General features: G+C 49.5%; 17 protein-coding genes. 3 read left to right on the forward strand and 14 right to left on the reverse strand.

Going from position 1 to position 22,392, the window contains the following annotated elements; all coding sequences use genetic code 11:
• A partial coding sequence (locus HMPREF2794_RS23550) for a TraM recognition domain-containing protein (protein WP_139147295.1) occupies positions 1-1,115 on the forward strand: 1,115 nt, incomplete at its 5' end.
• Between the two features lie 52 nt (positions 1,116-1,167).
• Here the strand turns inward: HMPREF2794_RS23550 and HMPREF2794_RS23555 are convergent.
• From HMPREF2794_RS23555 to HMPREF2794_RS23615, 13 genes are all read right to left on the reverse strand, one after another.
• The gene (locus HMPREF2794_RS23555) at positions 1,168-1,923 is read right to left on the reverse strand and encodes a hypothetical protein (protein WP_004293874.1); all 756 of its coding nucleotides are present in this window, start codon (positions 1,921-1,923) and stop codon (positions 1,168-1,170) included.
• Positions 1,892-2,371, reverse strand: coding sequence for a Panacea domain-containing protein (locus HMPREF2794_RS23560; protein ID WP_004293873.1), 480 nt, complete (start codon positions 2,369-2,371; stop codon positions 1,892-1,894). Before HMPREF2794_RS23560 ends, HMPREF2794_RS23555 begins: the two co-directional genes overlap by 32 nt.
• A gap of 103 nt (positions 2,372-2,474) precedes the next feature.
• A complete protein-coding gene (locus HMPREF2794_RS23565; RefSeq protein ID WP_004293872.1) occupies positions 2,475-3,080 on the reverse strand; it encodes an RteC domain-containing protein in 606 nt (201 codons plus the stop codon).
• A 238-nt stretch (positions 3,081-3,318) separates the two neighbouring features.
• Positions 3,319-3,741 carry a dihydrofolate reductase family protein gene (locus HMPREF2794_RS23570; RefSeq protein ID WP_004293871.1) on the reverse strand — a complete coding sequence of 141 codons (423 nt, stop codon included), beginning with the start codon at positions 3,739-3,741 and terminating at the stop codon, positions 3,319-3,321.
• A 279-nt stretch (positions 3,742-4,020) separates the two neighbouring features.
• On the reverse strand, positions 4,021-5,343 hold the full coding sequence (locus HMPREF2794_RS23575) for a sigma-54-dependent transcriptional regulator (RefSeq protein ID WP_004293870.1): 1,323 nt from the start codon (positions 5,341-5,343) through the stop codon (positions 4,021-4,023).
• Positions 5,336-7,654 carry a hybrid sensor histidine kinase/response regulator gene (locus HMPREF2794_RS23580; protein ID WP_004348456.1) on the reverse strand — a complete coding sequence of 773 codons (2,319 nt, stop codon included), beginning with the start codon at positions 7,652-7,654 and terminating at the stop codon, positions 5,336-5,338. Before HMPREF2794_RS23580 ends, HMPREF2794_RS23575 begins: the two co-directional genes overlap by 8 nt.
• Positions 7,654-9,579 (reverse strand): tetracycline resistance ribosomal protection protein Tet(Q), encoded by a 1,926-nt coding sequence (gene tet(Q), locus HMPREF2794_RS23585; protein WP_004293868.1) that lies wholly within the window; start codon positions 9,577-9,579, stop codon positions 7,654-7,656. Before tet(Q) ends, HMPREF2794_RS23580 begins: the two co-directional genes overlap by 1 nt.
• Before the next feature lie 656 nt (positions 9,580-10,235).
• Positions 10,236-16,049, reverse strand: coding sequence for an N-6 DNA methylase (locus tag HMPREF2794_RS23590; RefSeq protein ID WP_007482790.1), 5,814 nt, complete (start codon positions 16,047-16,049; stop codon positions 10,236-10,238).
• Positions 16,039-16,626, reverse strand: coding sequence for a DUF1896 domain-containing protein (locus HMPREF2794_RS23595; protein WP_004291461.1), 588 nt, complete (start codon positions 16,624-16,626; stop codon positions 16,039-16,041). The genes HMPREF2794_RS23590 and HMPREF2794_RS23595 overlap by 11 nt, the downstream gene beginning before the upstream one ends.
• 27 nt (positions 16,627-16,653) lie before the next feature.
• A complete protein-coding gene (locus tag HMPREF2794_RS23600; RefSeq protein WP_005790822.1) occupies positions 16,654-18,741 on the reverse strand; it encodes a type IA DNA topoisomerase in 2,088 nt (695 codons plus the stop codon).
• A gap of 61 nt (positions 18,742-18,802) precedes the next feature.
• Complete coding sequence (locus HMPREF2794_RS23605) at positions 18,803-20,371, reverse strand: DUF3945 domain-containing protein (protein WP_007482795.1); 1,569 nt, start codon at positions 20,369-20,371, stop codon at positions 18,803-18,805.
• A gap of 20 nt (positions 20,372-20,391) precedes the next feature.
• The gene (locus HMPREF2794_RS23610; RefSeq protein WP_004291454.1) at positions 20,392-20,742 is read right to left on the reverse strand and encodes a helix-turn-helix domain-containing protein; all 351 of its coding nucleotides are present in this window, start codon (positions 20,740-20,742) and stop codon (positions 20,392-20,394) included.
• A 3-nt stretch (positions 20,743-20,745) separates the two neighbouring features.
• Positions 20,746-21,102 (reverse strand): helix-turn-helix domain-containing protein, encoded by a 357-nt coding sequence (locus tag HMPREF2794_RS23615; protein WP_002561004.1) that lies wholly within the window; start codon positions 21,100-21,102, stop codon positions 20,746-20,748.
• Positions 21,103-21,304: 202 nt separating this feature from the next.
• Here HMPREF2794_RS23615 and HMPREF2794_RS23620 point away from each other — a divergent pair, with 202 nt between their 5' ends.
• Positions 21,305-21,604 carry a helix-turn-helix domain-containing protein gene (locus tag HMPREF2794_RS23620; protein WP_004348475.1) on the forward strand — a complete coding sequence of 100 codons (300 nt, stop codon included), beginning with the start codon at positions 21,305-21,307 and terminating at the stop codon, positions 21,602-21,604.
• Between the two features lie 31 nt (positions 21,605-21,635).
• Complete coding sequence (locus HMPREF2794_RS23625; RefSeq protein ID WP_004348476.1) at positions 21,636-21,941, forward strand: helix-turn-helix domain-containing protein; 306 nt, start codon at positions 21,636-21,638, stop codon at positions 21,939-21,941.
• 80 nt (positions 21,942-22,021) lie between these two features.
• On the opposite strand, the gene HMPREF2794_RS23630 is transcribed toward HMPREF2794_RS23625, so the two are convergent.
• The gene (locus HMPREF2794_RS23630; protein ID WP_004348477.1) at positions 22,022-22,384 is read right to left on the reverse strand and encodes a hypothetical protein; all 363 of its coding nucleotides are present in this window, start codon (positions 22,382-22,384) and stop codon (positions 22,022-22,024) included.
• Positions 22,385-22,392: the final 8 nt, after the last annotated feature.

The raw sequence follows: 22,392 nt of genomic DNA on the forward strand, positions 1-22,392 counted from the left end.
GCAGCAATGCCCTTGACTTACCCGATGTGCAAAAGCAGGGCGACTTCTTCGTGGAGTCACCTATCATTTTGTTTGCCAGCATTATCTGGTATCTCAAAATCTATCAGAACGGGAAGTATTGCACGTTTCCCCATGCCATCGAGTTTTTGAACCGCCGCTACGAGGATATTTTCCCGATACTGACCTCTTACCCGGAGCTGGAAAACTACCTTTCCCCGTTCATGGATGCTTGGCTCGGAGGGGCTGCGGAGCAGCTCATGGGGCAGATAGCGTCGGCGAAAATCCCGCTTTCGAGGATGATTTCCCCGCAGCTCTATTGGGTGATGTCGGACAGCGAGTTTACGCTGGACATCAACAATCCCGAAGAGCCGAAAATCCTATGCGTGGGCAACAATCCCGACCGTCAGAACATCTACGGGGCGGCTCTCGGATTGTATAACTCCCGTATCGTGAAACTCATCAACAAGAAGGGAATGCTGAAGTCATCGGTCATCATCGACGAGCTGCCCACGATATACTTCAAGGGGTTGGACAACCTTATAGCCACCGCCCGAAGCAACAAGGTTGCCGTGTGTCTGGGATTTCAGGATTTCAGCCAGCTGGTGCGCGACTACGGTGATAAGGAGGCGAAAGTGGTGATGAATACGGTCGGTAACATTTTCTCCGGGCAGGTGGTAGGTGAAACGGCAAAGACACTATCGGAACGGTTCGGTAAGGTGTTGCAGAAACGGCAGTCTATCTCCATCAACCGGCAGGATGTTTCCACCTCCATCAACACGCAGATGGATGCGCTCATTCCGCCGAGCAAGATTTCCGGTCTGACGCAGGGAATGTTTGTCGGTTCGGTGTCCGACAACTTCAACGAACGTATCGAACAGAAAATTTTTCACTGCGAGATTGTGGTGGATGCCGAGAAGGTGAAGCGGGAGGAACGTGCCTACAAGAAAATTCCGGTCATTACCGATTTCACGGACGAGGACGGCAACGACCGCATGAAAGAAACGGTGCAGGCGAACTACCGGCGTATCAAGGAAGAGGTGAAGCAGATTGTGCAGGAGGAACTGGAGCGCATCGCGGGCGATGATAACCTGAAATATCTGTTGCAGCAGAAGTAAATAAAAAAATGAAGAAAGGCTTACCATAAACCTTTCTTCATTTTTTTAGAACTTAAGCATTATCCATACTTACTAAGATTCCGTTTTCCAAAATTTTTTGCAATGGAATTTTCTTTAAGATTTCTTGATAAGTGCTATAGAAGTCATTATCAAGTCCTATATAAACAATATTGTCATGTAATTCTTCTATAACACTAATATGTGAATGCAATTTGCACTTTTTATCAGAACAATCTGATACGATACTTTTAATTCGTTCCAACTTATTTAATAAATCATCATATTGAGATAACCCTTTTGTAGTTGGTTGTATTTGATAATTAGTTTTCTTTGCCGGTTGTATATTATGTTCAGGATCTAATAATACTATGTGAAATATAGAAGAATCCCGATCAAAATAACCTACAATACGCCCCGTACTTTTTGTTATCGAAAATTGCATTATTGGAAAATCTGTCTCATTGTCCAATATTTCTTTTGGTAGCCAATCTAAATCTTTTCGTTGAATAGGAATGTTTTTAGCACTCCAATCTATTGGATGACATCTTAATGCAATACTACCTCTATTTTCTTCTAATACTTCTTGCGGTGTCATAGTACCCAAAGCACCTAATCTTTCAAGAAGCCCAATATGCCATCCCTTAGAACACTCTCCAATCTGAAAATTAGGTATCTGCTTAAAGTAAGAGAAGGAAAAAGTTATCTTCCTTCTCTTTAACTCATTTTCTTGTTCTTTGGTAACTAATGATTTGTTTCCGTATTTAGGAGAATCTGAATTAAGATTTAATAGTTTCCCATTTTTTCCCATAATACTCAATCATTAGTTCTGGAGTAATAACCTTGTCACAACGCTCATTTACATTTAAATCTCCACGTGTTTCAATCCAAGGCATCTCATTGTGGGACAATCGTTCTAATTCAGCACCGCTATATTTAAGATAATTCTCCAATATAAAGTCAATGAATTCAGCGTCTTCTGATGATAAACTCACATTGTGATTCATGCAATCATCAATATTGATTTCTGAATAGAGATATTTTGTAGAATTAAATCGATTGTAGATTTCTCGATTTACCGGACCATGAATCCATGCTTCAAACTCGCCGTCAAACATAGGTTTTTTATTGATACCATAAGACCATGCTTGAACATAATACAATAACTTCTGCAACTTTAAATTTATTAAAGACGCAAATCTATCTTCCGATTTTACTCGTAAGATAATGTAGTCTGTTATATCGTGTATTGAGTTCATCTGAATTATGACTATATCAATTTCAATGCAAAGTTAATATCTTTTTCTAATATAACAAAATAATGAATTGAATTGATGTGATTTATTCTAATGAATTTGTTTTTTATCTCCTCATACGATCCAACTCATCATCGCGCAGCATCCTCTCGTTCAATTTCTCCTGCATTCTGTCAAGGAAGTAGGTGCGGCTTTCGTTCTTCCGGCGTTTGATATCGGTGTAGAAACGGTAGCAGTCCTTCGACTCAACCCCGAATATCTTGTAAAGGAGCGGGGCAAGCTGTTTGAGCGGCATGTTGCCGTTGTTGATGCAGCCCATCTCGTCGATGCCGTAGATAAGTTCCACGAGGTCGATGGCATTGCCCGTCCATTGCAGGAGGCTGGTGGCGGTTTCTGTTGTGTTGTTGGCGGATATCAGTGGCGGCACTTGGGGCGTGGCAAGGAATTTCTGCATCTTCCTCACGAAAGACAGGGCCTTGCTGACATAGGCGGCAATCTCTCTCTTTTCTTCTGACAGGTTGCGCACGGGATGGTGCTGCAACTCGATTTCGATGTAGGCAAGCGCGATGACGGTAAGGTTCGCGTCCATGCTACCGTTACACAGTTCGATCACTTGGGTGGCAAAAGCCGTGTATGCCGTTTCCATATTGCAGTCACCGGCTTCGTTTATCAGGCGGAAAAAGTCGGTTTCCGCCAGCAAGAAATAATTCATGGTTCTGTCAATTTTGAAAATTACACTTTGTTTTCTGCGTGCGCACATGAATATAATTGGCAAAAAACGCGGCAGAAAATAAAAAATCCAACACTCAATTTTACAAAGTACTGGATTTCAGAGGTATAAAATTCAATATTTTTTCACAAGGACAAATTATCTCCGACTTAAATTGTTTGTAATCAGAACATTTATTCTATTCCTGAAAATAGAAATGTATGCTTGCCGCACATTTTGGCTATCTTGCTTTTTTATCAAGGATATAGATAATGCGACATACACCGTTGGAATAGCTTTTCAAGGAGGAAAGCGTCCAGTGTTGCTCTGGCAGAGCCGACTTAAAAAAATGTCGTCCGCTTCCGGATATGAAAGGAACGGTGTATAGTATGATTTCATCCACAGCGTGCATACGCAGTAGTCCGTTTATATAATCTGCCGTATCCAGTGTGGCTTCCGCGAGGTAACGGATGTTTGTGCCGTCTTTTCTCCATTCGTGCAGCATTGAAATGGAATAGTCCGGTGTCACACGGTAAAGGGCTTTCTTCCTGATTTCATCAAGACCGCAACGGTCAAGGCACAAATCCTGATGTGCTTTATCATATAACTCTGAAGAAAGACATCCGTCCATCGTCAGTACGGCGAGAATCTGAACTTTACCCATAATCGTTTCCTTTCGTTAGGCAAGGGTAAAAAAGTAGCGTGCAATTCACACTACCTTCAAGCGATGGCTCTGGTAAAGCCTTTACGGAGAGTACGTGAATGCACGCTATGCGTAAGCATAGCATAAGCATCACGCAATCGTCTCCGTAGTTCCAATTTACCAGATTTTCGCTTGAAACGCCTTGCGGTCTTATCCTATATGTTGGCGGCGAAAAGCTCCTGCCAATCGCCGTTTTTCTCAAATGTTATGCAAAGATAGCCAAATTCAGTGAATTACGGGCTATGATTGCTTGAATTTATATTTAAGTCCATACTCTTCAAGTTTGCTGTATAGTGTTGTCCTGCCTATGCCGAGCAGTTCTGCGGCGACACTCCGGTTGCCGTTTGCCTGTTTCAACGCACGCAATATCCGCTCCTTATCCTCCGCGTCATTGCGCAAGGCGAAGCTGACAGTAGAGGTCGGTTTCGTCACGGCAAGTTCCAGATGCTCTTTCATGACAACACCTTCCTGCGCCTGCAATACAGCACCCATAACTTTCTGCCGAAGTTCCCGCACGTTGCCCGGCCATGCGTGTGTCAGCAACGCTTTACGTGCTTCGGAACTGAACCCGCTCACGCTACACTCCAGCTCTCTGTTTGCCATATCACGGAAGAACTCTGCCAGCGGCATGATGTCTTCCTGACAGTCACGCAACGGAGGAACGGTTATCCCGAAGTCGTGCAGGCGGTACAGAAGATCCTGCCGAAAACGCTTTTCATTCACCGCTACTTCCAAATCTTCATTGGTAGCAGCGATGATGCGGACATTGAAATTCCGGTCTGCCTTGTCTCCGACCGGGCGATACCGCCTCTCCTGTATGGCGCGGAGCAACATCTGTTGGGTTTCCAACGCGAGGTTTCCTACCTCGTCCAGAAAAAGCGTGCCGCCTTCCGCCTCATGGAAATATCCTTTCTTGGCATTGTCCGCACCTGTAAACGCTCCCTTGACGTGTCCGAAGAAAGCCGACGGTGCAAGCTCTTTGGAGAGTGAACCGCAGTCCACCGCCACAAATGGCTTGCCTGCACGTTTGCTCTTGTCATGCAACAGATGGGCAATATGCTCCTTACCCGTGCCGTTCTCACCAAATATCATCACGCTCATGTCGGTGGCGGCTACCAGCCTTATCCGGTGCATGATTTTCTGAAAAGCGGAACCTTCACGGGCGAATACAGGCATACGGCGTTGTCCTGCCTGACGTTCTTTCAGTATGGAACGGATCAGGGGGACAAGTTTATCCTCCACAAGCTGTTTGGGAATATAGTCTATCGAGCCGAGTTTCATGCTTTCCACGGCGGTATTAACTTCGGCGTAGTCGGTCATAATGATGAAGGGCTGCATCTTTCCCTCCTTTCGCATCCAGCACAAAAGGTCTATGCCACTGCCGTCAGGCAGACGCAGGTCGGCAACCACGATATCATTATCTGTTGCCTGTTGCAGATGTTTCTTCGCGGTTGAGAGGTGGTAAGCCTTCATATTGCGGTAGCCCTCCCGTGACAGCATATTGCAGACATATTCGCAATACACGATGTTGTCTTCCACCACAATTATTTTTGTCTTATCCATCTTCGTATTTTCTCCTTTCCTCTTCTGCCAACCGTATTATTTCCACTCCCTTATCCAGCACAGCAGTCACGGCATGGCTTAACGCTTCACCATCCGGGAGAGCATCGCCACGAAGCAATCCGTAAAGTACATTCAGCGGTTGGTCGGCACGGAGCACCTCCCACGAACTGCGCAGGTGGTGGATCAGGGAATCCAGCTTTTGCAGGTCTTTTTCTTTTGCTGCATCCCGTACCGCCTGCATTTCCTTTTCTGTTTCAGTTATCAACTTTTCCAGCATGACGGCTTCATTGCCATAGGACAATAAGGCGGAAAAGTCCGGTTTCCCGTCCGGTGTCGCTTTTATGGCACACCTGTCGGAAACCTCCATCAGTTCCGATATGGAGAACGGCTTGAACAGGCATCCGGCAAAGCCTTTTGCCAATAGTTCCCCTTTGTTACAACTGCCCGAAGCGGTTGCCACAACCACCGGGATTGTTGGTGAATTGCCCACGTTGGACGAACGCAACAGTTCCAGCAATTCGAAACCGTTTATACCAGGCATATTCAAGTCTGTCAGCAACAGGCTGTATTCTTTCTGGCGTATCATTTCCATCAGTGCCGCAGCATCGGTGCAAGTGTCGCAGTGTATTCCTTCTTGGGAATACATCTCTTTCAGCATTAGAAGTAATACCTCATCATTGTCAATGGCGACAACATCATGGAATTTATTGTTATGATAAACAGGTGTATTGCTTGTATATCCAAGCTGTTCTTCAGCTTCCTGCATAGAAATTTCAACTGTGAAACGACTGCCTTTCCCTTTCTTGCTGTCCAAACGGATTGTTCCGCCAAGCATCGACACAATATTACGCATTATGGCAAGCCCAAGCCCGAAACCCTCCTTTGCAGCGGCATTTGATAGACGTTCAAACGCACCGAACGCTTGTTTCTGTTCCTCTTCTGTCATGCCTGTACCTGTATCTTCAATGACCAGTGTCAGAACTCCATTATCATATTCAGTAATCAAAGAAACACCGCCTTCTTCTGTGAACTTGACAGCGTTTGACAGCAGGTTATTCCCGATTTGTATTATTCGCTCTTTGTCGGTCAATACAATGGCATCGTGTCCAGTCTTCACGGACAAGGACAACCCTTTGTTCACGGCAACAGGCATGAACTCCGTTTCAAGTGTGTGCGTGATTGCAGAAATCCGGCAGGGTGACAGACGGGGCTGTTCCTTGCCGTTGTCCAGGCGGAAGAAGTCAAGCAAAGTGTTGAGCATATCCCGCATACGGTCGGAGGATTGCAGTATATTTTGGATATATTGCCCATTATTACCGCTATTGCATTCTTTCCGCAAAAGTTCGGTATAGCCGGTTATTGCCGTCAGTGGTGTACGCAACTCATGGGTAATAGTATATACCGCTTTCTTTCGGGAGGTTATGAGTATCTCATTTTGTTGCACGGACTGTTCCAATTGCTCGATCAAATCCGTTGTCTTGCGTTTGTATCGTTTAATGTTCTTTGCATCACGGTGTATGATGATATAGGAAATGACCAACAGCAAAAGAACAAATCCCATCAAGCCGCCTATCTGCATAAATGATTTTTTACGCATGGCTGTTATCTCGCTTTCTCTATTTTGTAAATCAGATTGCACCTTCTTTTCGATTTGGCAAATCAATCCTTGCAGTTGTCTGTTAAGTTCTGCATTACGGGCAGCAAGACTATCGGCTTGTTCTGACAATCGACGGCTCTGCGCATTCTGTTCGTTGACCATGTTTCTATTGGATGAACGGAGCGTAGTCGTTGTTGTCGTTGGCTTCGTTCCCTCTTTTTTGCCGAAGATGCTCAAGAAACCTTTTCGTTTTGGCTTTTTGGACTGTTCCTGCACACTTTTCTGCACAATAACCGGAATTTGATTGGCTATCTTCTTGTTAATAGATTGTTGTTCATCCATTAACCGGACTATCTGGAACATCTGTCGTTCCTTATCCTCTAAAAGACTGCGCACACTATCGATGCGCTCTGCTGGATAGGTGGCCTTGAAACGGCAAAGCATACTGTCCATTGCCATACGCCGTGCATGGTAATGCTCGATATCTTTATCGTTCCATTCCAGTATTGTTTCACCCAATAGAGAAAATTTTATCATTTGAATATTGATATTGTTTATTTCTTTTCGGAGCTCGTCTATTTTTTTATTGCCAAGTTCTAATGCTTCTATCTCCTGCCATTCATAGAGGCTATTATATGCCATACATCCGATAAGAATGGAGATAAGTATATATCCCAACTGTATTGCCTTATAGAAATTTCCTGACCGCTCCATTATTTTGATGACATTGATTTTTGGAACATGAATAAAAGTTTATCTTTTTCGTTCATGCGGATATTATCAGAATAACCGCCTTTTGTTATTTGATACCCGCATGGCTTAACCATAAAAATGCCTAAGCCCTTAGTGTATGAACTTACTTCTGATGCATAGTCTTTACTTGTATTTAATGGAACTTTCCCTTTAATATGACACCACTCATTATTGCAACTGATGTCTTCAATCTCAGACATCATTTTTTGCAAATCTGTAATAGCTTTGGAACTTGCCGCTTGGGGTATCTGCAACTCAAAATAGAGCATCGGTTCGAGAATGTCCACACCTGACTGTTGCAAGGCCAGCCTGAAGACATAAGGGGTCAGCTGTCTGAAATCAGCAGGTGTACTTACCGGGCTATAATACTCGGCTTGAGTAAAAGTTACTTTCAGATCAGTCACTTCCCATCCATGTAACCCGGATTGGCAAGACATACGAATCCCTTCAAAAACGGCATTTTGAAAAGAATGGTTCAGATAACCATAGGAGATGTCACTTTCGATTTGCAACCCTGTCCCTAACGGTAAGGGTTCAAGAGTCAGCCCTATTGTGGCCCAATAAGGGTTGGGCGGCACTTCGATCTGAATAATCTTATTGACCTTTTTTACAGGTCGTTCTTTGTATATAGTCTTGATCTCATCAAAATGGACCTTTACGGAAAATCGTTCTTCCAGCAATGTCTGTATGATTTCCTTTTGGGTTAAACCATATAACGAGATTTCCAATTCATCACTATATGAGTTTATGGAAAAGGACAAAGACGGGTCTTCAATCCACAATGTATTCAGAGCGGATATCACCTTGCTTCTCTCTTCGGGCCTGTCTGGCCGGACGGAGGATTTGAGAGCGGGATGCTGATGCGATAATCCTTGAATCAAACAAGGTTCAGCACCTAAATAATTTCCGATTCGAAAATCATCCATATCCTCTACAATCGCGATATCATTGGCGCCCACTTCATCAACATTTATCTCTCTGCCCTGATTGATAGTTTTTAGATTTTTAATCTTGATGAATTTTTCCGAATCGTTGATTCTTACAACGTCTCGAAGTCTCAGACTTCCGTCAATTATTTTTAGAAAACTTCTTTTATGTCCTTTGGGGTCATGCTCTATCTTATAAAGATAAGATGAAAGTCTGTTTGAGACCGATGCCGGAGGAAGTATAAAAGAAGTGATGGCGTCCAACAACTCATTGATACCGATATTGAACATTGCTGATCCATGTAGCACCGGATAGACTTTGGCTTTTGCCACAAGAGCGATTATCGTATTCCAATAATCAGCCGGTGAAATTTCGCTATCCGCCAAATATCGTTCTAATATATTGTCGTCATGGTTGCATACAAATTCTTTGTATTCTTCCTTTATATATGTTTGGGAGCAAACCGGATAAACCGATCCATCGACAACATTTTGCATAAACAGGACATCTTGAGACAGATTTGCTTTTATATCCAGATACAAACGCTCCAAATTCACACCGGCTCGGTCAATCTTATTGATAAATATAATTGTCGGGATTTGCAGCTTCTGTAAAGTATTGAACAGCAACTTTGTCTGCGCTTGTATGCCTTCCTTTGCGGATAAGATGAGGACTGCTCCATCAAGCATTTTGAATGTCCGCTCCACTTCCGCAATAAAATCCATGTGTCCCGGAGTGTCAATGATATTGCATTTCACACCATTCCAGATAATAGATGTCGTAGAAGCCCGAACAGTAATTCCTCTACGTTTCTCTATATCCATAGAGTCCGTTATGGTGTCACCATTATCCACACAGCCGCACTTTTCCGTTGCTCCACTGGCAAACAGCAGATTCTCGGTTACGGAAGTTTTTCCTGCATCAATGTGAGCAAGAATTCCTAAATTTATAATATTCATTTGGATTAAGCAATAATATACTACAATAGATGCATTGTCGAAACGCACCTTTTAATACCTCCTCGTAGCATATGAGAACTACAGGATTCCTAACTCGTATTAATATGTATATTATTACTGCCGCATAACGATTACAAAATTACACAAAAAAATATATCTAACAAAAGTAGGAGGATTTTTTAACTTTTTACCATAGACATTTTATTAGGGAAACGTAGGTTCAACTGGTAAGTACAAATAAGTAGAAATGTTTGAACAACACTGTTTTAGGAAGTTGAAAAATCAAGTTTCTCTCTCGGTATAGCGTTTATTTTGGCCAATATCTTCTTTAGTTTGGCATTTGAGTATTTCCCATTCGTGTTCTATTTAGCTCCTTATTATGAGTATGTAGCAAGTTGCTTATCAAATTCAGCCTCTTTGAGGGTCAAATATGGTTTTGCAAATGGTGACTGACAAGACATAAACAAGGTCAGCAGGATTTTTTACATAAATGGACATGAATGTATATAACCTAAAATAAGAATAAATTTTAATAAGGGCTGCCCAAAAAGAAAAAAATGCAGTTGCCATCCTACAGATACTTGCAGAAAGGATAAAATTTACTTTTAGACCTTTTGGGATAGCCCTTATTAATACTTCAGATAAAATTCCTAAGGTTATATTTTCAATCCTTTGAACCGGGTTTCCTCCTTGGCATACAGTCCCGGACGCCCGATTATGACATGGTTGGCAACGATACTATCCGCCGGACTGCGTATCTGCGGCGGTGCATTTTCGGGATATTGCGCCTGCCTGTTCCTCACATCTTCCGCTTCCGGCTTGACCTGTTGCCCTTCTTTCTCCTTTTCGGCGACTTCGGGCGTGGGCGGCGCAAGTTCCAGCTGTATTTTTCGGTCAAGGGCGGCAAGTTCGGATTTCAGCTGCTTCAGCTCGTCCTCCTTCTTCCACACCTTGCCCGCTATCTCCTGCAACTGCGGTATCTCCCTCTCCAGCACCTCGTTCTTCGCCTTGTACTGGTCGATAATGGAGGGTATCCTCTCCATCGCGTTCAGGAAGTTTCGGGCGGCAGCCATCGGATCAGCCATTGCCAGATGTCCGTTGTTATAGGTGTACTTGTAGTTCCCCTCTACCACGAAGCGGTTGTCGGTAAACTCCAATCCCTCTTTGAGTATCCTCTCGCTCACCACCTTTATCGGAAAACCGTACAGTTCTCCGACCTGTGTGTAAAGCCCGCCCGTAGTGGCGTTTTTCGCTATCTCCTGCAAACGCTTTCCGATAACCTTCTCATCGGCGGAATCCACACCGTCCACCTTTATTATATTAAGGCGGTTGCCCTCCCTGTCGGTCTGCGCCACCGAAAGGAAGCGGTTCCAGTCCTCCGTCATGGCATCTATGAAAGCCGTGTTGTTACGCAACTCGCCCGTCTTCGACTCTAACTTGAACTCCGAATCACGCTTGCCCTTGTTAAACGACTTGCGTTCCCCTTCGAGCGAGGCGATGCGCTTTTCAAGTTTCGCCTTGTCCAGCAGGTCGGTGTTGCCGGATAGCAACGCCATATATTCCGAAAAGTTCATGCCCGATTTCTCGTCCACTGCCCCCTCGTCGATGGTACGCGCCCCCATAGCACCGCTTTTGAGCTGGCTGATGAAAGTCTGCTTGCAGTGCAGGAGGTTGAACTTGTAGCTGTCCAGTGACTTCTCCACCGCGTAGATGATTACGTCCACGTTGTTCCCGGCGAAATGCTTGGCAATTTCGTTTCCGGCTCTAACTCCGCGTCCGTCACGCTGTTGCAGGTCGGACGGTCGCCACGGCGTATCGAGATGATGAATTGCCACACACCTTTTCTGTGCGTTCACACCCGTTCCGAGCATGGAGGTGGAGCCGAACAGAACACGCACCGTTCCGGCATTCATGGCGTCTATCACCGCCTTCCGAGCCTTGTCGGTCTTGCACTCCTGAATGAAGCGCACCTCGCTTGGCGGTATGCCGTAATCCTCCGTCAGCTTGCGCTTGATTTCCGAATAGACGTTCCACCCGTCGCCCGGCTGATATGTCCCCAAGTCCGAGAAAACGAACTGCGTGCCTTTCTGCGCGTCGTATTTTTGGTAATACTCCGCGATCATCTTGGCACAGTGGCTCGCCTTGTTATCGGGGTGGTCTTCATAATGCGGGTCTATCATGCGCATGTCGAGTGCCATCTTGCGGGCGTAGTCGGTGGCGATAAGCATCTTCGCCTTTTCCTCCGTTTCCGAAAGCGGCAGCCTGCCCAGAAGTGTGGCATCGCCAGTCTTGGCGAACTGCATCAGCTTCTGTATGAAGTCCTCCTGCTCCGGCGTGGGCGGTATGTGGTGCAGTATCTCATTCTTGTTGGGACGATCTACGCCCACGTCCTCTGCCGTGCGGTAGTCCGTGATTTCATTATAGAAGGCGGCAAGTTCCGGCACCTTGATGAAGTAGCGGAAACGCTCCTTTTGAACCACGTTGTTCGTCACGTTAAATTCAAAATCCGTCGTCTTCTTGGCGAATATCGCCGCCCAAGCGTCGAAACATCGGATGTCCTGCCGTTCCAGCTCCTTCGGACGCAAATACTTGAACAGCAGATACAACTCCGTCAGCGAGTTGCTGATGGTAGTACCCGAAAGGAAGGTCGCTCCCAAGTCTCTGCCCGTGCGCTCCTGTATGGTGCGTATGGCAAAGAGCATGTTCAGTGCCTTCTGGCTTCCCTCGCTGTTGCCCAGTCCCGCCACACGGTCATGGCGCGTGTTGAACGTCAGATTTTTGAACTGGTGGCTCTCATCTATGAAGATGTGGTCGATGCCCATCTGCTTGAAATCCACCACGTCGTCCGTGCGTGACTTTATGGCATGTTCCACCTTCTCCAGCTTCGCTTCAAGGTTGTGTTTGCGCTTCTCCAGACCTTTCAGCATAGCCCGCGACACGTTCTTTCCCTGCTGCCGCAGCACTTCGAGGTTTTCCTCCACCGTGTCAAGCTCCGCTTGCAGGATGCGCTGCTGCAACTCCGGCGACTGCGGTATCTTGCCGAACTGGTCGTGCGACATGATGACACAATCGTAGTCGTTGTTCTTTATATTATTGAAGAAGCGCACACGGTTGGCGGTCGAAAAGTCCTTCTCCGAAGCGTACAGAATACGTGCGTTGGGATATGCCGCCTGATAGGTGGCGGCAATCTCCGCAACGTTGGCTTTCAGCCCGATAATCATCGGCTTATGTGCCAATTTCAGACGCTTCATCTCATGCGCGGCGATGCACATTATCAGCGTCTTGCCGGTTCCCACCTCGTGGTCGCAAATTCCGCCGCCGTTCTGTTTCAGCATCCAGACGCAATCCATCTGCGAGGGATAGACGCTCTTGATACCCCGGCTTGCCAAGCCTTTCAGATTGAGGTCGGGGAAGGTCTGGTGCGAGCCGTCATACTTCGGGCGCACGAAACAGTTGAACTTGCGGTTATACATTGTCGTCAGCCGTTCCTTGAACTGCGGCGACTGTTCTTCGAGCCATTCGGAGAAACCGTTGCGGATTTCATCAATCTTGGCGTTGGCGAGCTGTATGCCCTCGCTGTCGCGCACCTTGATGTCGTTGCCATGCTCGTCCTTGCCGATGGACTTCATCATGTCGGGGCAGGTGTTGTGCAGGGCGTGTTTCAAGAGGTGCATACCGTCATAGTTCCGGTAATACCCCTTTACCAGAAACTCGTCCGTGATTTTCATGGTGCGGTAGCCGCACGCAACCGAAAACTCGTCCATGCTTGCGGAATAGGCGATTTTCACCTCCGTGTCGAACAGCCGGCTCATGTAGGCGGCATAGACACCCGTCGGAATCCAGCGTTCCCCGAAATTGAAGTCCAGATCCTCGAAGGCGATACGCGGCGGTTCGGCATCTTTCAGAGCCTCCAACGCCTGTTTCACTTCCGGCATACGCTCACTTTCGGGGTTTTCGCCCATCCAAGCCTCTATGCGTTCCGCCTTCTCTATCACGTTCCCGGCTATGAAGCGGTCTTTGATTTCGTAACCGGTCACGAGCGGATTGTAATAGATGCGTCCTTGCAGGGCTGTGAGCAACTCCTCCGCCGTGCTGTCGGTTATCTCCCGCATATAGTCGAGATTGACCGTGCCATATTTGTTGAGCGACGCGGACAGGGCTTCTTCGGGAGAGCCTACGTTGGCATGGCTCTCCACGGAGAAGGAAACGGGATGCTCGAAGATGTCCGCCTTGACGAACTTTCCGTTCTCCACCCGTTCCAGCGAAAGGATGTCACGCCCGCCCGCGTCCATCATCACTAACTTCACGTTCTGCTTGGCGTTGAGGTTGCCGTAGCGCATGACAAACTCATCGTAACAGGTATTCAGATGCTCTCGCCACGGAACATTTGCCTCGCGCCGGAGCGATTCATAACGGTACAGACGCTCGTAGGCGTCACGCAGCGACACATACAACAACGCCTTTTCCTTCTGGTATCCTTTCAGGTCGAGCGGCTGGAATGTAGCCCCGTATGGCGTGATGTCCTTCAGATAGCCGATGTTATGACGCCCCCGGTCAGCCACCAGCGAGCCTTCGCGCAGGTGCATCTCCGGCGTGCGATGGTAGGCACGCGGCGTAAGGTCCGCGACTTCCTCCTTCGGCTTTTCCGGTTCGATGTCGGGAAAAAGGGAAGTAGCCACCGTTTCCGGTGGAGCATCGGTAACAGCAGGTGCGGCGACTGCTTCCGGCTGTGTTTCCTCCTGCCGGGGTTGTTCACGTGGTACTTCCGGCGTGATCGTCGCAACCGTTCTGTTTTCATGTTTTTCATTATGCTGCCTTGCCAGCTCCCGAAGTTCCTTCCTGCGCTCCGGCGTGAGTTCCATCATCATCTCGTAGAAGCCGTTGATGGGAGGATTGGTTTCCCAGTCCAGCTTTGCATAGATGTCGTCCGGGTCGGCAGGCTTGGCGGTGTTCTCCGCTTTCACCTCCTTATTCTCCATAGCGGGTTTTGCAGTTGGAGCTGTCGGTGTAACCGTGACTTTCGGTTTGGGCGGAGTGGACTTTGCCGTAACTGCCTTTTTCACCGTCTTTTTCTTTTTGGAGGTTTTCGGTTGGCTGACCTCTTCCGTCATCCCCCAGAGGTCGAGCAAGGAGAGCTGCACCCCGTCAGAATATTTCGGACGTGGCTCTATCTCCGGTTTTTCCTCAACGGGTTGCGGTTTTTCCGTCGGAGTTTCCACCGTCTGCGCCGAAGATACCGTTTCCAATTTTATAGCAGGACGCTCCGCCTCCTTTTGAACGGTAACCTTTTCTTCCGTTCCCGACTGCCAGATTGTTCCCGAATACAGACGCATGGCGAGCCTGTAATGGAAATCCTCGTTGAGCATCCGGCGCAAGTCCCCGGCGATACCTGCGGTCTTGCCCTCGTGCAGATAAACCATAGCGGGCTTCCCGTAGGGGTCAGTGTCAAGTTTCGACGTCGTATGCACGATGCGTTCCGGGTGGTGGATGAAATAGGCGTTGTCGGTCAGGTCGGTTTTCGTGTCCGTCTGTATCACGGTCATCAGCCGCTCGTCCTGCGACATTTCCTTCTTGCTGAGGTTCTTTTGCAGGACAATCAGGTCGCTGCCCACCTCCGTCCCCGCGTTGTCCGTGAACAGGTTGTTGGGCAGGCGTATCGCGGATACCAGATTGGCCTGACTGAACAGCTCGTTACGCACGGAGGTCTTGGTGCTATTCAATACCCCTTGCGAGGTGATGAACGCCACGATACCGCCGTCACGCACGGCATCCAGTCCTTTGAGAAAGAAATAGTTGTGGATGGTTTTCTGGGCGGAGCGTCTGCCGAAAGAGTCGCTCCGCTGAAACTCCGCGTCGAACACGGCAATGTCACCGAACGGAATGTTGGACACCGCCAAGTCGAAATAATTGTTGAACGGTCTTTCGATTTTCTCAAAACCGCAGGTGCGCATTTTCTGGTCGGGATAGAGATGCCTCAAGATTGTACCCGTGAGCAGATCCTTCTCGAAAGCCATCACATCCGCATTGGGGCTGTGCCGTAGCATGGAATCCACGAACACGCCGACACCTGCCGACGGTTCGAGCATACGGGCGGGGCGGACGCTGTAATCTGCCAGCACGTCCGCGATGGTGTCGGTTATCTCTTTGGGGGTGTAGAAAGCGGTCAGCACGGACGCTTTCAGCGAATCCACAAACCGCTTGTACTCTGTTTCGTCCTTGCTGTTCTCACGGATAAGCCTGTGCAGCTCCACCGTCGGGGCGAACAGTTCGAGGTCGGATTTCGCCCACCGGACGGCATCCGTCAGTTCCTTTGCAGGGTTGAGGATACATTTCAGACCGCCGAAACCGCAGTACCTTTGAAGTATGGCACGCTCTTCGGTTGTCGCTGTCCTGTTTTCCCTGTCAAGGATGAATGCCGTCCGTATCGCCTCGATGTTGTCCCGCAGTTTCTGTTTGCGGTTAAACGCCATATTCGTCTAAGTAAAGGACGGTTGCTCCCGTCAGCTCCGTGTAGAGCAGGTCGTAATCGGAAGACAGGGCGAAATTGTCATCCGAGAGGTCATAGACGGAGAACACGTTGCCGACAAGCGGCAGCAGTTTCAGGACAAAGGCTTCACGCTTCTCTTCCGGCACTTCATCGGCAAACTCGTTTTCCACGACTTCGCGGAGGATGGCGTAACGGGAATAATGCAGCCCGCGCAGCAGCGTGTCCATCGCCAGTTCCTGCGCACCATCGGCGGGATAGCCTTCAAGCCGTGCCCTCTCATACGTTTCGGCGGCACGGTCGGCCCGTTCCCGTATGAAAGCGGTGTCGTCAGCCTGTTCAAACTTGTTCGTGCGGAGATAGTCCAGCAGGTACAGACCGTAATAGGAAAAGTCGGTCTGACCCTCGTTTTTCTTCTTGTTGTTCATTACTTTGGATTTAGCGGATTGATAATTAACGGGATAATCGGTTGGAAAAAGGAAGAAAAAGGCACTCGGTATCCCTCCGAGTGCCACCACTAAATCCAAAGTATGAGTGTAATCCGGTATCGAAGAACAATTCATTACTCTGAACAAGTGGCAAAGTTAATACTATTTCTTCCGTCCTGAAAATTTCTTGCCCTTTTTAGCCTCCGGGAACACAAAAGTCGTGTTATATTCCCCGTCAAAGGCGACAACAGCATCGAAACTCTTGCCCTGTTTGCTCTTGAACCCTTTGAGCAGCTTGGTATGCCCTTCGGTGAGCAGGTCTTTGATTTCATCGTCGGACAGGGTGCGTCCCGCTTTCAGCCGGAACACGGGCAGTCCGCACTCCGTGTTGTCGCAGCGTACCACCTTGCCGTAGAACCGCATCCTGCCCGTGCCACACTTGGGACACGCGCAGCCGGAGTCACGGCTGCCGAAGAGCTTGTCGCACGAGAGCAGTTCGGAGGTTATCTCACGTGTGTACGCCTCTATCTCCTTGCGGAAGGTGTCGGCGGACAGTTCCCCGCGCTCGATACGCGCCAGCTCCTTTTCCCATTCGCCCGTCATGGCAACATCGGCGATGCGCATCGTCTTGACGACGGAATTGAGGGCAAGTCCTTTTTCGGTGGGAACAAGCGACTTCTTGCAGCGTTCCATGTAACCGCGCTTGAAAAGCGTTTCGATGATGGAGGCGCGTGTGGCGGGAGTACCGATGCCACAGTCCTTCATCGCCTGCCGCAGTGCGTCGTCCTCAATTTCCTTGCCCGCCGTTTCCATTGCCGAGAGCAGGGTGGCTTCGGTATGCAGCGGCTTGGGTTTGGTCTTTCCTTCGGTAATGGACGAGCCTTTCGGTGTCAGCGTGTCGCCTTCCTGCCAGCCGGGGATGGTAATTTCCTCTTTTTCCTCGCCATAGACGGCACGCCATCCGGTTTGCTTCACGACGCTGCCTTTTACGGTAAACTCCACTCCGGCACATTCCGCCGTGACAGTGGTCACATCCTTGACGCATTTCTCAGAGAATGCCTCGACCATGCGCCCGGCAATCATCTGATAGATGGTATTGTCCTCTTTGGAGAGGAAGAGCGGTTTCTCACCCGTGACGAGCAGGGCATGGTGGTCTGTCACCTTGCCGTCGTCCACGCTGCGGCGTGTCGGGGCGGCTTTTGCCCGCACCTTGTCTTTCCATTCGGGCTGTGTGCCGATGAAAGCGAGCAGTTTGGGAATTTCGGCAAACACGTCTTCGGGGATGTAGCGGCTTCCCGTTCTCGGATAGGTTATCAACTTCTTTTCGTAGAGTTTCTGCGCGATTTCAAGCGTCTGTTCCGCCGTGAAGCCGTGCTTGGCGTTGGCTTCTTTCTGGAGCGTGGTCAGGTCGTAGAGCAAGGGAGTTTCCTCCGTCTTCTCCTTGCGCTCGGCTTTCGTGACAGTGGCGCAACCTGCCGCCTTTACCTTATTATATAGTTCCATCGCCGGTTCTTTCTCTTTCCATTTCTCGGAGGATGAGAATTTCACGACTTCGCCGTCGCAACCGTCCGTTGCGATATGGAGCAGCCAGAATGCTTCGGACGTAAAGCGGCGGTTCTCCCAGTAGCGTTCACATACCATAGCCAACGTTGGTGTCTGCACCCGCCCCACGGAATACGTGCCGTGTCCGGCGGCGATGGATAACGCCTGTGTGCCGTTGATGCCCACGAGCCAGTCGGATTCGCTCCGCGCTTTGGCGGCGAGGTAGAGGTTGTCGTATTTGCTGCCGTCTTCGAGTTTCCGCAGTCCCTCACGGATAGCTTTGTCGGTGAGAGAGCTGATCCACAGGCGCACGAAAGGAGTGGTGCAACCCGTATAGTGGTAGAGGTAGCGGAAGATAAGCTCTCCCTCGCGTCCGGCATCGGTCGCCACGATGATATGTTCGCTTGTGTCGAACAGTCTTTTGATGACTTTTATCTGCGACACCACGCCGCTGTCGGGCTTGTAACCTTTCTCCGTCCTGACCTGACGGGGGACGAGCGTGAATGTGTCGGGAATAATCGGGAGGTTGTCACGGACAAATCCGCGCACGCCGTAGCCGTCGGGCATGGCAAGCTGAACGAGGTGTCCGAATGCCCATGTCACGGCATAGCCGCCTCCCTCGAAATATCCTTCCTCTCTCTTTGTCGCGCCCACGATGCGGGCGATTTCACGTGCCACGGAGGGCTTTTCTGCAATGATTGTCTTCATGTTTTCTTGCTTTTTTGTTGATACTTTGGATTTTATTTTGGATTCAGTGGCGGACACGGGATTACATTTTCATGCCTTTGTTGTTCTTCTTTTTCGGCTTCTCCTGCTGCTGTTGCTGGCGGTCGTCCTTCGGGGCGGTCTGACCTTTCTGCAAAGGCTCTTTCAGGTTCTTTGTCGCCTCGTTGGTTTTGCCCTCGTTGTTCACCGCCACCTGTGTGCGGCTCTCGTTGGACGGGGCGACCTGCTGGGCGTTGTCGGGGTTCGTTTCGTAGTGGTACGGGCGGCCCTTCTCCGGGTTGAACTTGATATACATCGTGGCATGGAAGCCCTGCTTGTCGGTCACGTTCTCCAGTTTCACGGCTTTACCCGCCACGTAGTCGGCTTTCTGCTTGTCGGTGAAGTTCACGCCGCTCCATTTGCTGATGGGGCGGATGCTGCCGTCCTCGTTCATCCACGTGTTGCGGCGTTGCTCCTTCTTGGTCTGTGCGGCATTTTCCCCGCCTTGCGCCTGACTTTTCGAGGTGTCACCTTTGGCTTCCTGCGTCTGTGCGGTACGGGGCGACCTTCCGGTTCCCGGCACGAACTCCACGCCGCGCTGCTCCACGTTCACTTGAAGGGTGGTGACGAACTTCCTGCCGTCGTTGCGCTCGATGAGCTTGTCGCGCACGGGCAGTCCGGCGCGGAGCATGTCCTGCTCCTGTTTGGTGATTTCCGTCTTGCCGATGCGCTCCGGGATGCGCACCTTGTTTGCCGGAATGTCCGTGATTTCATTCGTCTTGCGGTCGATGCTGATGTAGGAGGGGATGATTTCGCCCGTTTCCCTGTCCTCAATGTCCACGACCCTGCCGAGGTTGCCCGTTTCGCGCAGGTTCTTCCGGTCATCGTCGGAGAATTTGTGTTCCTTGTACTCATCTAACTTCTGCTCCTTGCGGATGAAGTGCGGCACGAGGCTGACATTTCCCTCACCGTCCTTCTTGAAGGAGAGGCGGGCGTCCAGCTCGAATGATTCGCCGCCGAAGGTGGGCTTGACCTTTACCAAGTCGGACTTGCCGTAGTGGAGCATCTTCGTAAGGTCTCCGGACTTTTCAAGGTCGTCACGCTTCACGCCCCATCTGTCCTCCAGCTCCTGCCAGTTGATTTTGCTCTCGTTGATGGGTTGGTAGCCCTGTCTGCCCTGCGTCTGTTGCGGGCTTTCCTGCTGTTCTTTCTGTTGTTCCATGTTTTCCTGTTTTTGAGGTTCTTGTTTCTCTGTCTTTTGTGCCGCCATCTCTTCCTGCACCTGCTGTTGATAAGGGAAGGTGTCGATTTTGTGCGGTGCAAGGATTTGTTTGTTCTGGTACGGATGCTGAAGCAGGTCTTTCATCACGCCAAGCATGGAATCCACTTGGTCTGCCGCGATGCGGTAGAAACCGAAGCGGCTGGGTTCCTTGCACTGCCGGAAGAAGTTCTTGAAGAAGTTGTCCAGCACGTCGCCGTGTCGGTCGAATTGCAGGAAACTCTGCGCGTTCTCAGCTTTCGCAGGGGTACGCTTGGGTGTGCCGTCTGCATTCAGCCCGGCTACCACGCTGATCTCGCCCGTCTTCTCATCACGGACTACCAGCACGTCCTTTTCGTCTTTTTTCTTTGCCATTTGAAAAATGTTTTAATGGGTTATTTATGAAAGAAATTATGGATACGAGCCTTGTAGAAGGCTATATCTTCTTTTTTGAAGTCCTTGATATGGTTGGAAAGGAATGTCAGCACATCCTCCTCGCTGTAATAGGTTTTCTTGCCCAGTGTCTTGTAGGGCAATGCGCCGACACTGCGGTAGCGTTGCAGTGTGCGCTTGCTTATCTGGAGCAGCATGCACAAATCCTGATTGTCGAAAAGGCGGATGCTTTCCGTGATAGTAGGCTGTTTCCCCTCAGCCTTCATCGCCAGCAGCAGTTCGTCCTGACGGTCGAGCCGTTCCATCAGCTTCTGCATCCAGCCCTCGAAGTTGTTTCGTGTGAGCAGTTCCATGACCTATGTCCTCCTTCCTTTTGGTTTGCCGCCAGTGCGCAGCGTGTGGTTGCGTTTCAATTCCTGCGGTGTCGCCGCGTCCTCGTTGACGGCACACGCTTCAAGCAGGCGGTCTATTTCCGACTGCCGGTAGCGGCATTTACCGCGAAGCACGACATAACCGATGCGTTGCTCGCTGCGCATACGCTGGAGGGTGCGGGTACTCACGTTAAGCAGGTGCGCCGCCTCGCGTGTGGTGAGCAACCTGTCGGGCGATGCCGCTTTCTTGTCGCCGGAGGCGGCACGGACGTGTGCCGCAATCTCCGCTATCTGTTCCGTCAATGACCGGAAGGCGGAACTTTCCATCGTTATCACTTTCATATTCAGTCCTTTCTTTTTGTTTCTGCAGCAAAAATCGGCAATAAACAAAAGGGGCTTTAACAACTCACTACGTGACTCACGTAAGATTTTTACGGAAGATGGCTCCGTAACCCGGTCAAACGGCGCAACAGGCAGCCTTTCAGCGGAAAACGGCACGTGTTCAGGACCGTACCGTTACCTTTGCGGGCAAACCGATAATTGCATGAATATGGAAATAGTATCTATCGAGAAAAAGACTTTCGAGATGATGGTGGCGGCATTCGGCGCACTCTCGGAGAAGGTCGCCGCCCTGAGGCGCAAAAGCGACACGAGGCGCATGGAAAGATGGCTCACGGGCGAGGAAGTCTGTAGGCAGTTGAGAATAAGTTCGCGCACGTTGCAGACGCTGCGCGACAGGCGGCTTATCGGCTACTCGCAGATAAACCGCAGGTTTTATTACAAGCCGGAGGAGGTGAAGCGGCTGATACCGCTTATCGGCACGCTCTATCCGCACGGCAGATGATTTGATTTATTCACCCACTGAATCCGAAGTTATGATGAACGAGAACAACGATGTTTTTACGATGGAAGACGAGCCGATAGCCTCTGTGGTGCAGGATATGCGCAAAGGCTCGAAATGGCTGTCCGCCTTTCTGGAAAGTTACCGTCCTCTGCTGGACGGGGAACGTTACCTGACGGACGGCGAGGTGGCGGAACTGCTCCGCGTAAGCCGACGCACATTGCAGGAATACCGCAACAACCGCGTGTTGCCCTTCATACTTTTGGGAGGGAAGGTGCTTTACCCGGAAACGGGGCTGCGTGAAGTGCTGGAAGCAAATTACCGCAAGCCGCTGGAGTGAGCGCGGTTGGCAAGAAAAAAGGAAACGGGCGACACTTTTTGTGGTGCTGCCCGTTTCCTTGTCTTATGTGGTATGCGCAATCAGCAGTACCCGGCTTTTCCGTTCTGTATGAACATCACGTATGCCTGCCGTTTCTCTTTGGCGAGAGCTTTTCCCACCAGCCATGTGCGGAACAGGTGGGTGTTGTAGGTGTTCAGCCGGAAGGCGACGGGGATGATGATTTCAAGCGCGTACACATCTGCGTACAGTCCGTTTTCAAGTTGCATGTAGCGGCACACCTCGTAGTCGTTAAGCACGTCCGACTTGCGGATGGCTTTGATGGCGGCGTTCACTGCCGGGACGGTCGTATGGAACAGTCCGGCGATTTCGGTGGCGGTCATCCACACGTCGTTACCGGTTACGCTGACCGCCTTGTCCTCTATGATGATTATGTCACGTTTCATGGCTTCTC

This window comes from Bacteroides sp. HMSC067B03, assembly GCF_001811315.1.
GTDB classification, from domain to species: Bacteria; Bacteroidota; Bacteroidia; order Bacteroidales; family Bacteroidaceae; genus Bacteroides; species Bacteroides faecis.